General features: G+C 66.3%; 15 protein-coding genes. 12 read left to right on the plus strand and 3 right to left on the minus strand.

Features of this window, described 5'->3' with window-relative positions; all coding sequences use genetic code 11:
• Nucleotides 1-2 precede the first annotated feature (2 nt).
• Both AC1DVA_RS00370 and AC1DVA_RS00375 read left to right on the plus strand, forming a co-directional pair.
• The gene (locus AC1DVA_RS00370; protein ID WP_476804599.1) at nt 3-311 is read left to right on the plus strand and encodes a DUF1330 domain-containing protein; all 309 of its coding nucleotides are present in this window, start codon (nt 3-5) and stop codon (nt 309-311) included.
• Between the two features lie 2 nt (nt 312-313).
• Entirely contained in the window at nt 314-1,444 is a 1,131-nt protein-coding gene (locus AC1DVA_RS00375) for an anhydro-N-acetylmuramic acid kinase (RefSeq protein ID WP_476804600.1), read from the plus strand.
• 148 nt (nt 1,445-1,592) lie between these two features.
• Here the strand turns inward: AC1DVA_RS00375 and AC1DVA_RS00380 are convergent, their stop codons facing one another.
• Nucleotides 1,593-2,732 carry a helix-turn-helix transcriptional regulator gene (locus tag AC1DVA_RS00380; RefSeq protein WP_265051974.1) on the minus strand — a complete coding sequence of 380 codons (1,140 nt, stop codon included), beginning with the start codon at nt 2,730-2,732 and terminating at the stop codon, nt 1,593-1,595.
• 95 nt (nt 2,733-2,827) lie between these two features.
• Nucleotides 2,828-3,796 carry a PfkB family carbohydrate kinase gene (locus AC1DVA_RS00385; RefSeq protein ID WP_476804601.1) on the minus strand — a complete coding sequence of 323 codons (969 nt, stop codon included), beginning with the start codon at nt 3,794-3,796 and terminating at the stop codon, nt 2,828-2,830.
• A gap of 59 nt (nt 3,797-3,855) precedes the next feature.
• Between AC1DVA_RS00385 and AC1DVA_RS00390 the strand changes: the two genes are divergently transcribed.
• From AC1DVA_RS00390 to AC1DVA_RS00435, 10 genes are all read left to right on the plus strand, one after another.
• Nucleotides 3,856-4,629, plus strand: a complete 774-nt coding sequence (locus tag AC1DVA_RS00390) for a GntR family transcriptional regulator (RefSeq protein ID WP_476804602.1) — start codon at nt 3,856-3,858, stop codon at nt 4,627-4,629.
• 169 nt (nt 4,630-4,798) lie between these two features.
• On the plus strand, nt 4,799-5,404 hold the full coding sequence (locus AC1DVA_RS00395; RefSeq protein ID WP_476804603.1) for a helix-turn-helix transcriptional regulator: 606 nt from the start codon (nt 4,799-4,801) through the stop codon (nt 5,402-5,404).
• Between the two features lie 115 nt (nt 5,405-5,519).
• Complete coding sequence (locus AC1DVA_RS00400) at nt 5,520-6,314, plus strand: bestrophin-like domain (protein WP_476804604.1); 795 nt, start codon at nt 5,520-5,522, stop codon at nt 6,312-6,314.
• A gap of 116 nt (nt 6,315-6,430) precedes the next feature.
• Nucleotides 6,431-8,002 (plus strand): ABC transporter substrate-binding protein, encoded by a 1,572-nt coding sequence (locus tag AC1DVA_RS00405; RefSeq protein ID WP_476804605.1) that lies wholly within the window; start codon nt 6,431-6,433, stop codon nt 8,000-8,002.
• 158 nt (nt 8,003-8,160) lie between these two features.
• The gene (locus tag AC1DVA_RS00410; RefSeq protein WP_265051980.1) at nt 8,161-9,138 is read left to right on the plus strand and encodes an ABC transporter permease; all 978 of its coding nucleotides are present in this window, start codon (nt 8,161-8,163) and stop codon (nt 9,136-9,138) included.
• 154 nt (nt 9,139-9,292) lie between these two features.
• The gene (locus AC1DVA_RS00415; RefSeq protein ID WP_331489860.1) at nt 9,293-10,129 is read left to right on the plus strand and encodes an ABC transporter permease; all 837 of its coding nucleotides are present in this window, start codon (nt 9,293-9,295) and stop codon (nt 10,127-10,129) included.
• Nucleotides 10,126-11,733: an ABC transporter ATP-binding protein gene (locus AC1DVA_RS00420; protein ID WP_476804606.1), complete on the plus strand. Its 1,608-nt coding sequence runs from the start codon at nt 10,126-10,128 to the stop codon at nt 11,731-11,733. Before AC1DVA_RS00415 ends, AC1DVA_RS00420 begins: the two co-directional genes overlap by 4 nt.
• A 60-nt stretch (nt 11,734-11,793) precedes the next feature.
• The gene (locus AC1DVA_RS00425; RefSeq protein WP_476804607.1) at nt 11,794-13,083 is read left to right on the plus strand and encodes an ArgE/DapE family deacylase; all 1,290 of its coding nucleotides are present in this window, start codon (nt 11,794-11,796) and stop codon (nt 13,081-13,083) included.
• The gene (locus AC1DVA_RS00430) at nt 13,080-13,970 is read left to right on the plus strand and encodes a DMT family transporter (RefSeq protein WP_476804608.1); all 891 of its coding nucleotides are present in this window, start codon (nt 13,080-13,082) and stop codon (nt 13,968-13,970) included. Before AC1DVA_RS00425 ends, AC1DVA_RS00430 begins: the two co-directional genes overlap by 4 nt.
• Nucleotides 13,971-14,178: 208 nt before the next feature.
• Nucleotides 14,179-14,790: an ankyrin repeat domain-containing protein gene (locus AC1DVA_RS00435; protein WP_442865059.1), complete on the plus strand. Its 612-nt coding sequence runs from the start codon at nt 14,179-14,181 to the stop codon at nt 14,788-14,790.
• 57 nt (nt 14,791-14,847) lie between these two features.
• On the opposite strand, the gene AC1DVA_RS00440 is transcribed toward AC1DVA_RS00435, so the two are convergent.
• A complete protein-coding gene (locus AC1DVA_RS00440) occupies nt 14,848-15,237 on the minus strand; it encodes a RidA family protein (RefSeq protein WP_265051984.1) in 390 nt (129 codons plus the stop codon).
• Nucleotides 15,238-15,397: the final 160 nt, after the last annotated feature.

Genomic DNA, 15,397 nt, shown 5'->3' on the forward strand with positions numbered 1-15,397 from the left:
CGATGGCGAAAGGCTACTGGATCGCGCGCGTCGATGTCGAGAACGAGGAGGCCTATGGTCGCTATCGTTCCCTGAACGCCGTCGCCTTCGCCAAATACGGTGCGAAGTTCATCGTCCGCGGCGGCGAATACAAGCTCGCCCGCGGCGAAGGTCGCAAGCACAACGTCGTCATCGAATTCAAGGACGAGGCGACGGCGCGTGCCTGCTATGCCTCGCCCGAATATCAGGAGGCGATCAAGCATCTGAGCGCCGCCGGCAAATCCGACCTCATCATCATCGGCGGCTATGAAGGCCCCCAGCCGGGCGAATAGCCTTGCCCGGCGCCGGCCTTGAGCGTGATCTCGCGCAGGAGACGCTGACCGCCATCGGCGTGATCAGCGGCACCTCGATGGACGCCATCGACGTCTCGCTGGTGACGAGCGACGGACGCGACGCCGTCTCCTTCGGCGCTGGTGCTTCCTATCCCTATCGCGATGAGACGCGCCGGGCGCTACAGGCCGTCATCGCCGATGCCGAGCGCGCCTCGGCCGAGCCGCTGGGCGAACTCGAAGCTGGCGTCACGGCCGATCATCTCGCCGCGATCCGCAGCTATGTCGCCGATCATCGCCTCGACTGGGCGGGGATCGATCTCATCGGCCTGCATGGCCAGACGATCTACCATCGCCCGGAACGGCGCTTCACCCGCCAGCTCATCGATGGGCAGGCGGTGGCCGATGCGCTCGGAATTCCCGCCGTCGACCGCTTCCGCCACGCCGATGTCGCGGCTGGCGGCGAGGGCGCGCCCTTCGCGCCGCTTTATCACCGTGCGCTGGCGCAAAGGCTGGAGCAGCCGGTGATGGTGCTGAATCTCGGCGGCGTCGGCAACGTCACCTATATCGATGGCGACACCGTCGTCGCCTTCGACACTGGCCCGGCGAGCGCGATCCTCGACGATTTCGTGCTGCGCCGGCTCGGACGGCCCTATGATGCGGACGGTGCGCTGGCGAGGAGCGGGCGCGTCCATGACGATCTCGTCGCCGGCTTCATGGCCAATCCCTTCTTCGATCGGCCGGCGCCGAAATCGCTTGATCGCAACGATTTCCATCGTCGTGCCCAGGTCGTCGAGGGGCTCTCCGATGCCGACGGTGCGGCCACGCTTTCCGCCTTCACCATCGAGAGCCTCGTTGCGGCTTTGCGCCACGTACCTCGCCCTCCGAAGCGTTGGCTCGTCGGTGGGGGCGGGCGGCTCAACCGGCATTTCATGACACGGCTCGGTGAGCGTCTCGGTGTCCCGATCGAACCGGTCGAGACTGTGGGCTGGAATGGCGATGCGCTGGAGGCGCAGATCTTCGCCTATTTCGCGATCCGCTCGGTCAAGGGATTGCCGCTCAGCCTGCCTTCCACCACCGGGGTGCCGCAGCCGATGACGGGAGGTGAACTCCACCAGCCGGCGGCGCGCGCCTGATCTCAGTTGTCATATCTCCGTCATTTGGAGGATGAGGAGGCCGGCCAGCTCGGCCTAAGCTCATTGTCGGGTGGAGGGCGAAGCGGAGAACTTCGCCGTCCTGTGGGGGGACATCGTTCCGTCGGCCCTTGTCCGGCTGGAACGGAACTCAGCGCGGCTGAAGAGGCAGGACCGCGCTACGCAGCAGCGAGACGAGCTGGCTTTGTTGGCGGGTGTTGGTCTTCTGGAAGATCCGCGCCAGATGCGTGCGTGCGGTCGAGATTCGCACGCCCTGGATATCGGCCGCTTCCGTCAGAGATGACCCGCTTGCGAGGGCGGATGCAAATTTTGCTTCGGTATCGGTCAGATCGAAGAGCTGGCGGGTGCAGGCGACGATGTCGGTCGCCGTCTCCAAGCGCCTGAGCGCGATCATGATCTGGCCATGCGATCGGGGGAGCGCAGGGGATGGAGCCGCAGGCATGACGCAGGCCGAAAGCGAATGACCGCCGTCGCTGCCATGCAGGATCATGCTCGCGTGATGGTTGGCGAGCGGATCGTGGGCGCTTCGCAGCGCGCCGTCGATCAACTGCCGCAGGCGGCGTTGATCGCCCGGCTGCCGGGCGAAGAGGCGGCCCTGACGCAGGCCGATCGCCCCGTCGGGCTCGGCCAGGATCTCGTCGGCACCTTCATTGGCATAGGATATCCGCAGTTCCGCATCGAGGACCGCGATGCCCAGCGCGAGCCGGTCGAGCGCACCGCGCGCCTCGTCGCGCTGGACCTTGACGCGGCCGATATGGCGACGCAGCTCGGCGACACGCCGCAGCACCGGATAGAGCTTGCGCAGCAGTGCGGCGTCCTCGTTGTCGAAGCCGTCCTGGTTGCGGCCGCGCTGCACGTCGAAGAACCAGAAGGCCTGCCCTTTCTCGGCCAGGCGGCAGGCCATGCCGCCATACATGTCCTGCGGGCGCATCCACTCCTGCCAGACGCGCGAGCATCGCAGGGGCTCGATGCCGTAGACCTGATGATCCCGGTAGACCTCCCCGAGCGGGATGCCGCGCAGCGCCATGCCCATCTCGACAAATTCCGACGCCAGCTCGCCGAAGCAATGTTCCTGCAAGGCTGCGTCGTGATGGGTGGCATAGGCGGCCCAGTCTTCCGGATCGGGGCCTATGCTGGCGAAGCAGGCTTTCGAGCCATTGAAAAGCCGTCGCATCGTCTCGGCGGCGACCGGCATCTGCTCCTCGTCCATGGCGCCGGCCAGCAACTGGTCGATCGCGGTCATGACGGTGTCGACATCCGGATGCGCCATGAATGCCCCCAGCTCTCGTATATCCGGCACGATCGTGCGGCGCGCAGGTTAGCAGTATGGGCGGGTGACGAAAAGTCCAAAAACAATCCAAACTTTTACGCGCTTTTCTGCGCGATCGAGCTGGTCTGGAAATCGGTGACGGCGGCGATCTCGTCGGACGAAGGCAGGGCATCGAAGACGCCGTGCCGTGTTGTCGTCAGCGCGCCGGCGGCGGCGGCATCGCGTAGCGCCTTGGCCAGCGGCAGGCCCTCGGCCAGGCGGACACCGAGCGTCGCGGCAAACGCGTCGCCGGCGCCGAGCGTGTCGATCGCATCGACGGGAAAGCTGGGCTGCAGAACAGGCTCGGCATCCGCCATGACCGCAATGGCGCCTGCCGCGCCGCGGGTCAGCACAACGAGCCCCGGGCCGCGTTCCAGGATCGCCGGGCCCAGTTCAGCGATGAAGCGCGGGGGTGTTGCAATATCCTCATCCCAGCCGAACATCGCCGCGAGGCCGCGGGCTTCGGTCTCGTTGACGATGAGAATCGAGGTCGAGCCCAGGATATCGTCGTGGATCGTCCGGAAGGGGGAGGGGTTCAGCAGGGTCGGCACGCCCGCGCGCTGCGCCAGGGCGAAGGCCTCGCGGATCGGCGCGTCCGCGATCTCGAACTGGGCTGCGACCAGAGCCGCGCCCTCGATTGCCCGCGCCTTCTCCCGGACATGGGCGGCCGAAAGGGCCAGATTGACGCCGGAGGCGATGGCGAGGCTGGTCTCGCCGGTTGCATCGATGAAGGCGACGCCGCTCCCGGTCTGGCCCGCGATGCGCACGAGCATGGTCTCCGGCAGGTCGGCGTGCTCCAGCGCCGGGACGGCGAAGCTGGCCGCAAGATCGTCGCCTACCGCCATCAGCCCATCGACGGCGACACCGAGACGGCGCGCCATGATGGCCTGGTTCATACCCTTGCCGCCGGGCTCGATGGTCACCCGCTCGGCGGTGATGGATTCGCCCGGGCGAGGAAAACGCCCGACCTTCGCCGAGCAGGCGAGGACGAAGCTTCCGAGAACGAAGATCGACTTATCGAGCATAGGGTTTGATTTTCCTAGCCACGAACTGCTACGCGGGTTGTGTCACGATCATGCAACCGATGACAGCGCCTAAGCCTCCAATTCCCAAGCGGCCGTTCCAGGAGCTTCTGGAACTGCGCAGCGATACCGCCAAGCCGCTTTATCAGCAGCTTGAGGATCAGTTGGCGCGACTGATCGGCGATGGAGTCCTGCCGCCCGGCATGACCCTTCCGGCCGAACGCGAACTCGCCGAACGGCTCAGCATCAGCCGCACCACCGTACAACGATCCTATAATACGCTGCGACAGCGTAAATTGTTGAGTGCGCAGGGACGTCTGGGCTCGATCGTGCAGGGGCCGGGGCCTCGGCTGCATTCCGGCATGGACCGGCTGAAGGGCTTCACCGAGGAAATGCGCGAGCTTGGCCGGGTGCCGTCCTCACTGATTCTGGAGCGTGCGGTGGTCAACGACCGTTCCATCGCCTCGATCTTCGGGGAGACGTCTCACGCGAGCTTCCTGAAGCTCGTCCGCGTGCGCTCCGGCGACGGCATCCCGATGTCGCGCGAGGTCGCCTGGTACAATCTCGAGCGCGCGCCGGAGTTGGCCAAGGCCGACCTGACGGGCTCGGTCTATGCCACGCTCGCYGGTTTCGGCCATCCGCTGATGCGCTGCGACCAGACCATCGAAGCCGCCGCGCCGACCGAAGAGGAATGCACGATCTTCGGTTTCCGGCAGCCGGTGCCCTGCCTGCTGATCAAGCGACGCAGCTATGGCGCCGAGAGCGAGATGCTCGAATATGTCGAGGGGTTGTTCCGGGGCGATACCTACACTTACCGGCTCGCGCTGAAGGTCTGAACCGGCCGGCGTGGTTACCCCTGCGTGAAGTCCAATCCCATTCCAAAATCTGCAAGGGCTTTGAACCGTTCCGCGCCTCCGCGCGACGAATGGAAATCGAGGCGCATCTCCGGGGCTTTCCCCGCATCGGATACGCGGCGATCCAAGGATTGCAGGGATGGGTATTGCGATGTCATTCCATGTTTCGATCATCGGCAGGGCTCCCTACACGCCGCCGCCACCGCGCCGGGAAATGCCGGAAGACGCGGAGACGGCCTCGAAACCCGTCTTTGTCATCGATGCCGGCTTGAACATGCGTTTCGGCAATCGCGGCGCGGCGGCGCTCGCCTGCGACGGCCTTGGCGATACGGATCGCTTCACGGCCTGCGACAAGGATTTCATGGCGCGTCTCCAGGTCTGGATGAAGCGTTGCCGGGCGGGCGCCGTGGCCGGGGAGACGCGCCTGCCGCTCGCCCTGCGCTGCGGGCGCCAGGTCGCGATCGATGCCGTGCATTTGGCGAGCATCGAGCTGTTCGTCCTGACGGTGGACGACCCCGAAAGCGCGATTGAGCGCAAGGTGGCGGAGGTCAGCGAGGCCTGCGGGCTGACGCCGACGGAGGAGCGCATGCTGGCGCTCATGGTCGAAGGGCTCGACACCATCATCGCCGCCAAGCGGCTCGGCATCGCCCCGACAACCGCACGCACCCATCTTCAGCGTCTCTTCGCCAAGACGGGAACGGCCCGCCAGAGCGAGCTCGTCCGCTTCGTCGCGACCTATGTCGAGGAGGCCCGCTGAGCGGATTCGCTCAAGGGCGGGCGATCTCGCTGGCGCTCGATATTGACACGGTTCGTCATCGGCAGCCCTCTGTGCCGATGTGCGGGCGCCCGCACCGTCCGGAGCGACCGCGACCATGGCTGAGACGCTGGCGGCCCTCACCTTCTGCGCCCTGCTGAGCGCAAGCGCCTTCTTCGGCGTGAAGCTGCGCGGCTGGCTGCCGGAAGAGCATCTGTCAGAGCGCACCATGGAGGCCCTGCGGCTGGTGACGAGCCTTCTCGTCACCTTCGCGGCGCTGGTGCTCAGCCTCCAGCTTTCCAACGTCAAGGCGGCTTTCGACAAGGCCTATCGCGATCGCAACGCCGATGCAGCCCAGCTCGCGCAGCTCGACGAATGCCTGCGCAGCTACGGCCCGGATGCCGCGCCCATCCGTCTCGACCTGCGAAGCTACACCGCCGCGGTCATCGCCAGCACATGGCCCCGGGAGCCGAAGCCGACCGGGGTGTCCTATCCCGACACCGCCGCCATGGCCCGTGAAGGCGAGGACATGTCGCTCAGCGCGCTGGTCAACCGCATCGGCCGCACGATCAACGGCCTGTCGCCCGCCGATACGCTCCACGTCAATCTCGCCGCCGAATGCAGGTCGGCCTATCTGCAACTCCAGCAGCGACGCTGGGATGTGATCGAGGACGTCCGTGGCCCCGTCTCGCCGCTGTTCTCGAGCATCCTGACCTTCTGGCTGATGCTGGTTTTCCTGAGTTTCGGCCTGCAGATTCCGCCCAAGCGCCTCGCGGCGATCATGCTGGCCATCGGCATCGTCTCGATCTCGACGGTGATGTTCGTGATCACCGATCTCGAGACGCACTATGCGGGGTTGTTCGGTATCCCCAGCACCTCGATGCGCGATGCCCTGGCGAGCATGATCCGCTGACCTGCTGGTTCTGTTGGCGCGGAGCTTGCCAAGAGACGTATGATCGGGTGCGATGGCATCGCTTACGCGACACGATACAAACGATACGATCTCGATACGAGGCAGGGGACAGGCAGATGACGCGCAGGATGACGGGGTTGAAATTAGGGCTGGCGCTGGCGGCGTCGCTCCTTGCGCTCGGCGTGGCGCAGGCCCAGGCGCCGAAGAAGGGCGGCACGGTGCATGTCGTGGTCCAGCCCGAGCCGCCGATGCTGATGCAGGGCCTCAATCAGAACGGCCCGACCAACATGGTGGCGGGCAATATCTACGAATCGCTGCTGCGCTATGACGAGAAGCTCAATCCGCAGCCCTCCCTCGCCAAGAGCTGGGAGGTCTCTGCGGACGCCAAGGTCTACACCTTCAAGCTCCAGGAGGGCGTGAAGTGGCATGACGGCAAGCCCTTCACCGCCGACGACGTCGTCTTCACCCTCGACAAGTTCCTGCGCGACGTCCATCCGCGCTGGCGTCCGATCGTCAACGCCCAGGTCGATAAGATCGAGAAGGTCGACGACTTCACCGTCAAGATCACGCTGAAGCAGCCCTTCGGCCCGATGGTCATGACGCAGGAGGTCGCCTCAGCGCCGATGATCCCGAAGCATATCTATGACGGCAGCGACTATCGCGCGAACCCGGCCAACAACACCCCGATCGGCACCGGCCCCTACAAGCTCAAAGAATGGAAGAAAGGTTCCTACATCCACCTCGTGCGGAACGAGGACTACTGGCTGAAGGACAAGCCGAGCCTCGACGAAATCTATTGGCAGATCATTCCCGATGCAGCCGCGCGCGCGGTTGCCTACGAGACGGGCAAAGTCGATGTGCTGACCGGCGGATCGGTCGATGTCTACGACGTCAAGCGCCTCGCCAAGCTGCCCAACAGCTGCGTGACGACCAAGGGCTGGGAGATGTTCGCGCCCCATGCCTGGCTCACCGTGAACATCGCCAAGGGCGGGCCGCTCGCCAACAAGCAGTTCCGCCAGGGCATGATGTACGCGATCGATCGCGACTTCGGGAAGGATGTGGTCTGGGATGGGCTCGGCAAGCTGCCGACCGGCCCGATCTCATCGAAGACGAGGTTCTATTCGGCCGATGTCCCGAAATACACCTACGACGTCGCCAAGGCGAAGGAGCTGATCAAGGCCTCCGGCTACAAGGGCGAGCCGCTCAAGATCCTGGCGCTGCCCTATGGCGAGACCTGGAGCCGCTGGGCCGAGGCGATCAAGCAGAACTTCGCCGATGCCGGCATCAACGTCGCGATCGAGACGACCGACGTTCCCGGCTGGACCCAGAAGGCCTCGAACGGCGATTTCGACCTGACCTTCAACTTCCTCTACCAGCTCGGCGACCCCGCGATCGGCGTCGCCCGGAACTACATCTCGACCAACATCGTCAAGGGCAATCCGTTCGGCAACCAGGGCGCCTATGTGAACCCCGAGGTCGACAAGCTCTTCGCGGAAGCGGCGATCGCATCGACCGATGCGGCGCGGCAAGAGCTCTACACCAAGGTCCAGAAGATCCTGGTCGAGGATGTGCCGGTGCTCTGGCTGCTCGAGATGGACTTCCCGACCATTTATCGCTGCAACGTCAAGAACCTCGTCACCACCGGCATCGGCGTGAACGACGGCTTCCGCGACGCCTGGAAGGAGTGACGGGGAAGGTTCGCAGCAGAGCCGTCATCCCGGACAAGCGACGAAGTCGCGCTGATCCGGGGTCCATGCCTGAACCATTCCGGCATGGATCCCGGGTCTTCGCTTCGCTCCGCCCGGGATGACCGGCGAGCAGGATCGAGAGCTGAAGACCAGACCCTATGAATCTCGCACAATTCCTCGCCGGCCGGCTCGTGAAGGGCGTTCTCGTGCTCTTCGCGATCGCCGTGCTGAATTTTCTGCTGATCCGCGCCGCGCCGGGCGATCCGGCGCAGGTGCTCGCCGGTGAGGCCGGGGCTGCCGATGCGCAGCTCCTCGAGCAGCTGCGCGCCCGCTTCGGCCTCGACCAGCCCTTCCTGACCCAGCTCTGGATCTATCTGAAGGGCTATCTCACCTTCGATCTCGGCTTCAGCTATCGCCAGCAGCAGCCGGTGCTGAACCTGATCATGGAACGCCTGCCGGCGACGCTGCTGCTGACGGGAGCGGCCTTCCTCGTCTCGCTCGTGGTCGGCACGGCGATGGGCGCGCTCGCCGCGCGCCGGGCCGGCAAATGGTCCGACAGCCTGATCACCACGCTGGCCCTGATCTTCTACGCGACGCCCTTGTTCTGGATCGCGCTGATGAGCCAGATCGTCTTCTCGCTGAAGCTCGGCCTCGTCCCCAATGTCGGCTATGAGACCATCGGCGCGAACTATACCGGCCTGGCGCGGGCGCTCGACATCGCCCAGCACCTTATCCTGCCGTCGCTGACGCTCGGCCTGTTCTTCACCGCGCTCTATGCCCGGATGATGCGCGCCTCGATGCTGGAGGTGGCCGGTGCCGACTTCGTCAAGACGGCCCGCGCCAAGGGGGTCTCGCAATCCCGCGTCTGGCGCCGGCACGTCGCGCGCAACGCCATCCTGCCGGTGGTGACGCTTGCCGGTCTGCAGGCCGGACAGCTCGTCGGCGGCGCCGTGCTGACCGAGACCGTCTTCGCCTGGCCGGGCATCGGCCGGCTGATGTTCGATGCGCTGGTGCAGCGCGACTATTCCGTGCTGCTGGGCGTCTTCTTCATCTCGTCGGCCATGGTCGTCGGCTTCAACATCCTCACCGATCTGGTCTACCGGATCGCCGATCCGCGCATTGAGGCGAACGCATGATGGCCTTCATGTCGGTTTTCCTCAGCCCTCATCCTGAGGAGGCTCGTCAGGGCCGTCTCGAAGGATGCTTCAGAAGGCTCCGGAACACGCTGGATCATCCTTCGAGACGCGCCTGCGGCGCTCCTCAGGATGAGGGCTCTGGAGGCAGGTCGCGATGAACTTCCTCAAGCGCTTCGTCCGCAATCGCGGCGCCGTCATCGGCATCGTCATCCTGCTCGCCGTGGTCGCCTTCGCGATCCTGGCGCCGACGCTCTATCCGCAATCGCCATGGCGCCCGGTGGCGCGGCCCTTCCTCGCGCCCTTCACCATGGAGCGCTTCCCGCTCGGCACCGACACGCTCGGCCGCAACCTCGCCGCCGGCCTCGTCCATGGCGCGCGGGTGTCGCTGATGATCGGGGTGGTCTCGACGCTGGTCGCGCTGGTGATCGGCGTGCCGCTCGGCGCCGCCGCCGGCTATGCCGGGGGCTTCGTCGACGATGCGCTGATGCGCTTCACCGAGTTCTTCCAGACGATTCCCTCCTTCGCGCTCGCCATCGTGCTGGTCGCGATCCTGCAGCCGCAGCTCGGCTCGATCGTGCTCGCGATCGGCGTGGTGAGCTGGCCGCCGGTGGCGCGGCTGGTGCGAGGGGAGGTGCTTTCGCTGAGATCACGCGAATATGTCCAGGCGGCCGTCACCATCGGCCAGTCGACCCCGCGCATCATCTTCAGCCAGGTGCTGCCGAACACCATCGCGCCGATCATCGTGATGGGCTCGCTGATGATCGGCTCGGCGATCCTGCTCGAATCCTCGCTCTCCTTCCTCGGGCTGGGCGATCCCAACCTGATGAGCTGGGGCTATATGGTCGGCGCCGGCCGCACGCGCCTGCTCGATGCATGGTGGATCAGCTTCTTTCCGGGGCTCGCGATCTTCCTGACGGTGCTGGCGCTGAACCTCGCCGGCGAGGGGCTGAACGACGCGCTCAATCCGCGCCTCGCACGGGGGCGCGAATGACCGTGCCCGCACTCTCCATCGAAGGGCTGACGCTGGCGCTGCCGGCGATGGCCGACCGCGCCCACGCCGTCGAGAACATCTCGCTTACCATCCAGCCGGGCGAGACACTCTGCGTCGTCGGCGAATCCGGCTCCGGCAAGTCGATGATCGCCCATGCCGTGATGGGCCTGCTGCCCAAGGCGGTGAAGCCCGTCGCCGGAGCGATCAAGCTCGCCGGCCGCGATCTCCTCGCACTCGACGAACAGGCGATGCAGGATGTGCGCGGCCGCGAGGTCGGCATGATCTTCCAGGAGCCGATGACCTCGCTGAACCCGGTCATGCGCATCTCCGACCAGATCGTCGAGACCTTCGAGGCCCACGGCCTGCACGACCGGGCGACGCGGCGAGCCCGGGCCATCGATCTTCTGACCGAGGTCGGCCTGCCCGATCCGCCGCGCCTTGCCAAGGCCTATCCGCACGAGCTCTCCGGCGGCCAGCGCCAGCGTGTCATGATCGCGATGGCGCTCGCATTGGAGCCCAAGCTCCTGATCGCCGACGAGCCGACCACGGCGCTTGACGTGACGACGCAGGCGCAGATCCTCAAGCTCATCGACAATCTGCGCCACCGCCACGGCACCGCCGTGCTCTTCATCACCCATGACATGGGCGTCGTCGCCGAGATCGCCGACCGCATCGCCGTGCTGGAGAAGGGCGTGCTGGTCGAGGAGGGCACCGCCGATCAGGTGCTGGGTGCGGCCCGCCACCCCTATACGCAGAAGCTGCTCGCCGCCGTGCCCTCGCTGACGCCGGCGCAGCTCCCGCCGTTGCCGGACACCGCGCCGGTCATCAGCGTCGAAGGGCTGGGCAAGACCTATCGCAAGCGCTCGCTCTTCGGCGTCGCGCGCGAGGTCAAGGCGGCCGACGACATCTCCTTCTCGCTGGTCCGCGGCGAGACGCTCGGCCTTGTCGGCGAGTCCGGTTCCGGCAAATCGACCGTCGGGCGCTGCTGCCTGCGCCTGATCGAGCCGGATCGCGGCCGGATCGCGCTCGGCAATCTCGTGCTCTCCGAGTTGAGCGCGCGCGAATTGCGCCGCCAGCGCAAGCGCATCCAGATGGTCTTCCAGGACCCTTTCGCCTCGCTCAACCCGCGCCAGACTGTCGGCCGCATCATCTCGGACGGCCCCGTCGCCCATGGCACGTCGCGGCGGGAGGCCCTGGCGCGGGCGAAGGAGCTGTTGGAGCTCGTCGGCCTCTCCGCCAATGCGATCGATCGCTATCCTCATGAATTCTCCGGCGGCCAGCGCCAGCGCGTCGGCATCGCAAGGGCGCTCGCGCTCGAGCCTGACGTGCTGGTCGCGGACGAGGCGGTCTCGGCGCTGGACGTCTCCGTGCAGGCGCAGATCCTGAAGCTGATCAAGGACATCCAGGCCCGGCTCGGCCTCGCCATTCTCTTCGTCACCCACGATTTGCGCGTCGCGGCACAGATCTGCGACCRCATCGCGGTGATGCAGCGCGGGCGCATCGTCGAGACCRGCCCAACCGCCGCGCTCTTCGCCGACCCGCAGCACGAGTATACGCGGCAGCTGCTGGCGGCAGTGCCGGGCGGCGGGCGCTTCGGGCACTAATCGAGATATCGTCGCGGCTGGGATCGTCCGGGCCGCGACACCCTGCGCCGGAGCCTGCCCATGCCGCTCGATCCCGCCCTTCGCGACAAGATCCTGGCCGCCGTCGAGGCGGGCTTCGACCAGCAGGTTGCCTATACGCAGGAGCTGATCCGCTTCGGCTCCGTGCGCGGGCAGGAACACACGGTTCAGGATTTCGTCTTCCGCGCTTTGAAGCAGCGCGGCTTCACCATGGACCGCTTCGCCATGGACCGCGAGGCGATCGCGGCCCATCCTGGCGGCGCGCCTTTCTCGGATACGCATTCCGATGCGCCGATCGTCGTCGGCATTCACCATCCGCGCGAGGAGAAGGGCCGCTCCCTCATCCTCCAGGCCCATGTCGACGTGGTGCCGACCGGCCCGGCCGATCAATGGACCCATCCGCCCTTCKATCCCGTCATCGAGGGCGATTGGCTCTATGGCCGCGGTGGCGCCGACATGAAGGCCGGTCACGCGGCCAACCTGGCCTGCCTCGATGCGCTCAGGCGCATCGGCATGCAGCCGGCCGCGACCGTGTATGTGCAGTCGGTGGTCGAGGAGGAATCGACCGGCAACGGCGCGCTGATGACGCATCTGCGCGGTTATCGTGCCGATGCCGTGCTGATCCCGGAACCCGAGGAAGAGATGCTGGTGCGCGCCAATACGGGCGTGCTCTGGTTCCAGGTCGAGGTGCGCGGCAAGCCGGTGCATGTGCGCGAGATGGGCGCCGGCGCCAACGCGATCGACGCGGCCTATCGCGTGATCGCTGCGCTGCGCGAGCTGGAAGAGGAGCTCAACCGCGAGAAGGTGGGCCGGCCGCATTTCGAGGATGTCGCCCATCCGATCAACCTGAACGTCGGCAAGATCGAGGGCGGCGACTGGGCCTCCTCCGTGCCGTGCTGGTGCCGGCTCGATTGCCGCATCGGCCTCTATCCCGGCGTCAGCGCCGAGGAACTGGCCAAGCGGATCGAGGCCTGCGTGCTGGCCTTTGCCCGCAACGACAAGTTCCTGGCCAACAACCCGCCACGCGTCGGCTTCAACGGCTTCTACGCGGAAGGCTACGTATTGGAGCCCGGCAGCGAAGCCGAGGCCGTGCTTGGTCGCGCCCATACCGCCGCGACCGGCCAGCCGCTGAAGAGCTTCATGACGGCGGGCTATCTCGATACCCGCGTCTATGCGCTCTACGACAAGGTCCCGGCGCTCTGCTACGGCCCGATCTCGGAGAACATCCACGCCTTCGACGAGCGTGTCAGCCTCGCCTCGCTGAAGCGCATCACCGGCACCATGGCGCTCTTCGTCGCCGAATGGTGCGGGCTCGAAAGCCTCGAAGCTTGACCGGGCCGGGGCTCGGCCCGAGCCGGGCGCTGCTGCTCGTCCCGCTGCTCGGGCTGCTCTGGGGCTTCAACTGGCCCGCGGTCCGCATCTCGCTCACTGAGATCGCACCTTGGACTCTGCGTGCTGCCGGCATGAGCTTCGCTGGCCTCGTGCTCGTCGCGGTCGCCCTGGCGCGCGGCGTGCCGCTCGCCGTCCCGCGCGGACAATGGCTGCGCCTCGTTATCGCCGGCATTCTCTCGATCGCGGCCTTCAATGTGCTGCTCGCCTTCGCGCAGCTCGCGGCGCCGACATCGCGCGCCGCGATCCTGACCTTCACCATGCCGATCTGGGCGACGCTGCTCGCCCGCCTCGTCCTTGGCGAAGCGTTCGACGCCAGGCGTCTCGCCGGTCTCGCGCTGGGCATCGCCGGCCTGCTCTGCCTCGGCCTGCCGCTGATCGCCGCCGGCCAGCTCTCCTTCGGCCTGATGCTCGCCTTGTTCGCGGCGGTGAGCTGGGCGCTCGGCACGATCGTGACCAAGCGCTGGCCGGTCTCTGCCCCGGCCCTGACGATCGCCGCCTGGCAATTGCTGATCGGCGGCCTCGTCGCCGGTGTCGGCATGCTCGTCTTCGAGGGCGTGCCCGTGCCGAAGTTGCTCTCGCCGCGCGTGCTGGCGGCGCTGAGCTTCCACATCGTCGGCGCACAGGCGCTAGCCTATTTCCTGTGGTTCACGGTGGTGGCGCGGCTGCCGGCTGGCATCGCCAGCCTGGGCACGCTGATGGTTCCGGCCATCGGCGTGCTCGGCTCGGTGCTGCTGCTAGGCGAGCGGCCGACGCCGACAGACTGGCTCGGACTCGCTTTGGTGGTCGCGGCATCCGGCGCGATTATGATCCCGGCTCGCCGCGCCTGATGGACAGAGCGAGCTTGCGGCCAGCGTGCTCCATTCGCAAAGCCACTGGAGAGCATCCGGATATTTAATTTTGGGATGAAGGGTGACGTTCTATTTGAAGGTGGCGTCGTCTCGCATCGCGATGCCGTCCGCGCATCCAGGGGGACAAGGATTGTCCAAACCGTCGCAGATCGTCGCTTTTCTTTTCCTGCTGGCATTCTGCCCGCAGATGGCCTTCGGACAGACCATGACCGCCACCAGCCTCCATGCCGCTGCGGCCCGCGACGATGTCGGGGCGATCAAGCGCCTTCTCGCCGGTGGCGCCGCCATCGACGGGCGCGACGCGCGCGGCCGCACGGCGCTTCTCGTCGCCACACATGAAAACCGCATCGACGCCGCCAGGGCGTTGATCGAGGCGGGAGCGGACGTCAACGCGAAGGACGCCATCAACGACAGCCCATACCTCTATGCCGGCGCGAGCGGCCATCTCGCCATCCTCAAGCTGACGCTGTCTCACGGAGCCGATCTGAAGAGCACCAATCGCTATGGCGGCACGGCGCTGATCCCGGCCTGCGAGCGCGGCCATGTCGAGACGGTGCGCACGCTGCTCGCGGCCGGCGTGGCCGTCGACCACGTCAACAATCTCGGCTGGACCGGGCTGCTCGAGGCGATCATCCTCAGTGACGGAGGGCCGGCGCATCAGCAGATCGTCAAGGACCTGATCGCCGCCGGAGCCGATGTGAACCTGGCCGATCGCGACGGCGTCACCCCGCTCCGGCATGCCCGCAGCCGCGGCTATGCCAAGATCGAGCAGATGTTGCGCGCGGCCGGTGCCCGCTGAGCGCAAACGAAGACCGGCTACGTGTCTATCCGCCTTGAAGGCGCGCCGCCGGGCCTTTCAGGCCTTCTCGCCGAGATAGGCGGTGGCATCGATCTCGACGATACAGTCCGGCGAGCCGAGGCCGTTGACGATGCAGGACACCCGATGCGGTGAGGCTTCCCCGAAATTGGCGAAATAGACCTCGTTCATCGGTTCCCAATAAGCGCGGTCGGTGACGTAGACGGTGCATTTGACGACATCGGCGAGGTTCCCGCCGGCCTCTTCGAGCAGCGCCTTGATGTTGTCGATGCATTGCTGGGTCTGGCGCCGCGGATCGCCGACGGCGAGCTTGCCGTCCCGGTCGGTGCCGATGCAGCAGACGAACATGAAATCGCCGGCGACTGTCGCCTGTGCGAAGGGCAGCCGGCCCTTGTAGACGCGGTCCGAGGAAATGATGCGTTTGGGCATGGCGAGCTCCGTCGTCGTTTCCCGCCATGTGGCGGCAAAAGATGGAGATCGTCTTTACGCCGGGAAAAGGCAGCCCAGGCTCGGCCGCCACAGCCGTATAAGACCTGCCCTGCGGCGCTCGAATACAGGAATGCGAGATAGGAGAAGCTGGTGCTGCGAG

The organism is Allobosea sp. P4_C6 (assembly GCF_056402015.1).

What these genes read in the sequence shown, in the direction of transcription:
- AC1DVA_RS00385 (WP_476804601.1), bottom strand. Translation starts at nt 3,796, where the DNA reads ATGCTCGATAAGTCGATCTTCGTTCTCGGAAGCTTCGTCCTCGCCTGC.
- AC1DVA_RS00370 (WP_476804599.1), top strand. Translation starts at nt 3, where the DNA reads ATGGCGAAAGGCTACTGGATCGCGCGCGTCGATGTCGAGAACGAGGAG.
- AC1DVA_RS00380 (WP_265051974.1), bottom strand. Translation starts at nt 2,732, where the DNA reads ATGGCGCATCCGGATGTCGACACCGTCATGACCGCGATCGACCAGTTG.
- AC1DVA_RS00435 (WP_442865059.1), top strand. Translation starts at nt 14,179, where the DNA reads ATGGCCTTCGGACAGACCATGACCGCCACCAGCCTCCATGCCGCTGCG.
- AC1DVA_RS00395 (WP_476804603.1), top strand. Translation starts at nt 4,799, where the DNA reads ATGTCATTCCATGTTTCGATCATCGGCAGGGCTCCCTACACGCCGCCG.
- AC1DVA_RS00415 (WP_331489860.1), top strand. Translation starts at nt 9,293, where the DNA reads ATGAACTTCCTCAAGCGCTTCGTCCGCAATCGCGGCGCCGTCATCGGC.
- AC1DVA_RS00400 (WP_476804604.1), top strand. Translation starts at nt 5,520, where the DNA reads ATGGCTGAGACGCTGGCGGCCCTCACCTTCTGCGCCCTGCTGAGCGCA.
- AC1DVA_RS00410 (WP_265051980.1), top strand. Translation starts at nt 8,161, where the DNA reads ATGAATCTCGCACAATTCCTCGCCGGCCGGCTCGTGAAGGGCGTTCTC.
- AC1DVA_RS00440 (WP_265051984.1), bottom strand. Translation starts at nt 15,237, where the DNA reads ATGCCCAAACGCATCATTTCCTCGGACCGCGTCTACAAGGGCCGGCTG.
- AC1DVA_RS00405 (WP_476804605.1), top strand. Translation starts at nt 6,431, where the DNA reads ATGACGCGCAGGATGACGGGGTTGAAATTAGGGCTGGCGCTGGCGGCG.